Below are 3,398 nucleotides of genomic sequence, written 5' to 3' on the forward strand. Positions count from 1 at the left end.
GTACCCGTCCGGCGAACACCGCAGGTATTGAAAGTTAGCTGAGGAGCTTGCTGCACCCAACGACCGAGGTATGCTCAGGCAATGATTACTTCTCCTTGTCCTGTTTATCTCTTCAGGAGCGCAGGTTTCGCTCCGTCCGGCGACACAGTGGTGAGCGTTGCTCCGGTGGATTGCGTTGTCGCAGTTTACGGCAACGGGGGTGTTGTTGGTGAAGGCGGTCTGTCTTCCGCCTTTGGTGGGGCGGCAGTCTTCAAGAACGATGTTTCCGGCGAATGCTTCGTCGGAGTATGGGGAGCCCGAAACGCCTCACGTTTCCGCAATGAGCTTCGAGCTCATATGCAGATTGTCGTTCACAAAGAAGCGCCAGACGCTCGGCTCACTTTTGGAATAACGGAGAACGAGCGCCCTAAGAGGTCTGCGCGCAAATGAAGAGCAAGCAGAATTTGGCTGAGGCCGGCGCGCCCAGGCGGACCTTGTAGTCCTCATCGGCTGACCCGCGTTCGCAGTCTCGGCCGCTTCTATCTTCCAATCATAACCGTCCGCAAAGGCCGCGGTGGTTCCGATACCGGACGAATGTGCCGTCAGTGGTTGCCGAACTCAGGTCGGAGGCTAACCAGAAGTTTGGCGACCCGGTCGCTTCTCTCAGCTAGCAGCCCGCGGTCCATTAATCCCATATGCTCGGTGGCTACAGCGAATAGATAGGCTGCGATGTCGCTCGCGGTGGCGCTTTCGTCCATCAGCATGACGTAGACCGTGTTCGCGTAGGCGTCATATTCGTCGGTAGCATCTGGTATGCCGGAGACACCGATAGGATCCCAATCGCGTAGCAAGATCTCCCGGACTCGAGCTCGGTTCTCTCGTGACTGATACTTGTTTCGCCCGTGAGCCATTCTCTCGTCCTACGCAGCGATGGCCTTCGATGATCGACGTTTCCAGTTCCATGGCAGGAGTTCGTCCAGCCGGCCTTGCGATGTGTCGGCGATGCGGGCGAGCACGTCGGCGAGCCAGGCCTGTGGATCGACGTCATTGAGCTTCGCGGAGCCAATCAGCGTATACATGATAGCAGCGCGGTCGGCGCCACGGTCTGAACCGGCGAAGAGCCACGCCTTGCGGCCGAGAGCCAGACCGCGGAGCGCGCGTTCGGCCGCGTTGTTGGTCAGGCAGATGCGCCCGTCTTCGAGAAAGCGGATGAAGCCTGGCCAGCGCTTGAGCATGTAGTCGATCGCCTGCGCGACGGGAGCGTGACGCGACAGTTTAGCTCGCTCGCCATGCATCCATGCTTCGAGTTCGGCGATGAGCGGCGCGCTCCTTTCGGTCCTGATGGCAAGGCGCAGTTCGGCGGCAAGCCCGCTGATATCTCGTTCGATCTCGAACAGGAGATCGATACGTTTGACAGCCTCGAAAGCGATCGGCGAGATCGGCGGCGTGTTCTTTCCCCGACGGCTATTGGCGGCGATATCGGCCAGCACGAAGAACTTGCGTCGCGCATGGCTCCAGCACAGCGCCTCCGTCACCGCTCCGGGCTTCCGGTCGGGGAGATAAAGCCCGTTGTAGCCGGCATAGGCATCGGCCTGCAGAATGCCGGTGAACTGGCTCAGATGCCGTTCCGGATGTTCGCCCGACCTGTTACGGGAGGCGTAAAACAGCACCGCCGGTGGCGCTGTGCTGCCGAAGGGCCGATCGTCGCGGACATAGACCCAGGCCCGACCGGTATCGGTCTTGCCCTTCGCCAGGATCGGCACCGTGGTATCGTCGCCGTGAAGACGGTCTGCCGAGAGCACATGCTCCTCGATTAGCGCATGCAGCGGGCGCAGCGCTGCCGCGCAGGCGCCGACTTGGTCGGCCAGTGTCGACAGGCTCAGATCGACGCCTTCGCGGCCGTAACGTTCGCTCTGCCGGTTGAGCGGCTGGTGTTGGCCGAACTTCTCGAACAGCACCATAGCAAGCAGGTTCGGGCCGGCAAAGCCGCGCGGAGTGACGTGGAACGGTGCTGGCGGCTGGGTGATCGCCTCGCATTGCCGGCAGGAGAACTTCTCGCGCACCGTCTGGATGACCTTCCACTGGCGCGGGATCACCTCGAGCGTCTCGGTAACGTCCTCCCCGAGCTTCGACAACCTGGTCGAGCCGCAGCATGGGCAGCTCTCGGGAGCGGCGATTACGATGCGCTCGCGCGGCAGATGTTCGGGGAATGGCTTGCGCGCCGGGCGTCGACGCTCGAACGAACGAACCGTTTGCGTTTGAGCTATCGCCTTCTCGGCAGCGAGTTCGTCCTCGGTTGCGTCGGCCTCCAGTTCCTCAAGCTGAAGCTCCATCTGCTCAAGCAGACGAGCCTTGCGTTCCGAGCGGCTGCCATAGAGCTCGCGCCTGAGCTTCTCGATCTCCAGCTTCAGCCGCCCAATCAGCGCCTCCGTCCCGGAACTGACAGCCGCTGCGCGGGCGGCAAGCGCTTCGGCCTCAACGCGCGCGGCGCGCTCCGCGAGGATCATCGCGTGGGCGGCAGCCAGGTCGGAAGGGAGCGATTCAGCAGCGGACACCGAGCGATGGAATCACATCCACCACCATGTGCAAGGCCAAAATCTAGCCTGTCGCCGTCGGCCGCCAAGTCTTTTGCGGCATACGCCAGTCGATGCCTTCGAGCAGATAGCCGAGTTGCGCCGGCGTGATGGTGATCACGCCGTCAGCCGGCGACGGCCAGATGAAGCGGCCGCGCTCGAGCTTCTTCGAGAACAGGCAGGCGCCTTGGCCGTCGTGCCACAGAACCTTGATCAGGTCGCCGCGCCGACCGCGGAAGACGAACAGATGACCGCTGTGCGGATCGCGCTTCAATGTCTCCTGCACGATCAGCGCAAGGCCTGGGAAGCCCTTCCTCATGTCGGTGTGGCCTGTCGCCAACCACACACGCACGCCGCTCGGAACCGGGATCATCGGGATCCAAGCGCATCCAGAACGCGCCGCAGCGCCTCGGTGTCCACATCGCGGTCGACGCGAACGCGCCGCCCGCCGCCAAGCTCGATCTCAATGATACTGCCCTTGCGGCGCGATCGGCCGGGTGACGTCGATGACGCCGGCGCTTCAACGGGAGACGGCACTGCAGGGACGATCTCAACTGGGACCAATTGCGAGGCACCGGTGTCGACCGGATCACACAGCTCCTTGCGCCATCGAAACAACTGGCTGACGTGAATGCCGGCCGATCGCGCGACCTCCGACACCGATACTCCCGGCTCGAATGACGCCGCGACCAGGTGCTCCTTCTCCTCCCCTGACCAGCGCCGGCGCCTCTCGACCGACGTGATCACTTCCAACCGCGCCATCGTCATAGGGCTACTCCTAGGATTATCCCTAGGACTTCCGATGTTCGCCCTCAGCTGACAAGACGGCCCTCACCGGAGGGGTAC

The 3,398-nt window shown here is 62.7% G+C and carries 3 protein-coding genes; all 3 read right to left on the reverse strand.

Annotated elements, in window-relative coordinates:
• Positions 1 to 899 precede the first annotated feature (899 nt).
• Positions 900 to 2,486, reverse strand: a complete 1,587-nt coding sequence (gene tnpC / locus LB524_RS28710; protein ID WP_224531732.1) for an IS66 family transposase — start codon at positions 2,484 to 2,486, stop codon at positions 900 to 902.
• 91 nt (positions 2,487 to 2,577) lie between these two features.
• Positions 2,578 to 2,925, reverse strand: coding sequence for an IS66 family insertion sequence element accessory protein TnpB (gene tnpB, locus LB524_RS28715; RefSeq protein ID WP_224531734.1), 348 nt, complete (start codon positions 2,923 to 2,925; stop codon positions 2,578 to 2,580).
• The gene (gene tnpA / locus LB524_RS29160) at positions 2,922 to 3,320 is read right to left on the reverse strand and encodes an IS66-like element accessory protein TnpA (RefSeq protein ID WP_411909950.1); all 399 of its coding nucleotides are present in this window, start codon (positions 3,318 to 3,320) and stop codon (positions 2,922 to 2,924) included. The genes tnpB and tnpA overlap by 4 nt, the downstream gene beginning before the upstream one ends.
• Between the last annotated feature and the right edge of the window lie 78 nt (positions 3,321 to 3,398).

Source organism: Mesorhizobium sp. ESP6-5, assembly GCF_020164695.1.
Taxonomy (GTDB): domain Bacteria; phylum Pseudomonadota; class Alphaproteobacteria; order Rhizobiales; family Rhizobiaceae; genus Mesorhizobium; species Mesorhizobium australicum.

Bases quoted from the DNA above. Each gene is read 5' to 3' on its own strand.
- tnpB (WP_224531734.1), bottom strand. From the start codon at position 2,925: ATGATCCCGGTTCCGAGCGGCGTGCGTGTGTGGTTGGCGACAGGCCAC.
- tnpC (WP_224531732.1), bottom strand. From the start codon at position 2,486: ATGATCCTCGCGGAGCGCGCCGCGCGCGTTGAGGCCGAAGCGCTTGCC.
- tnpA (WP_411909950.1), bottom strand. From the start codon at position 3,320: ATGACGATGGCGCGGTTGGAAGTGATCACGTCGGTCGAGAGGCGCCGG.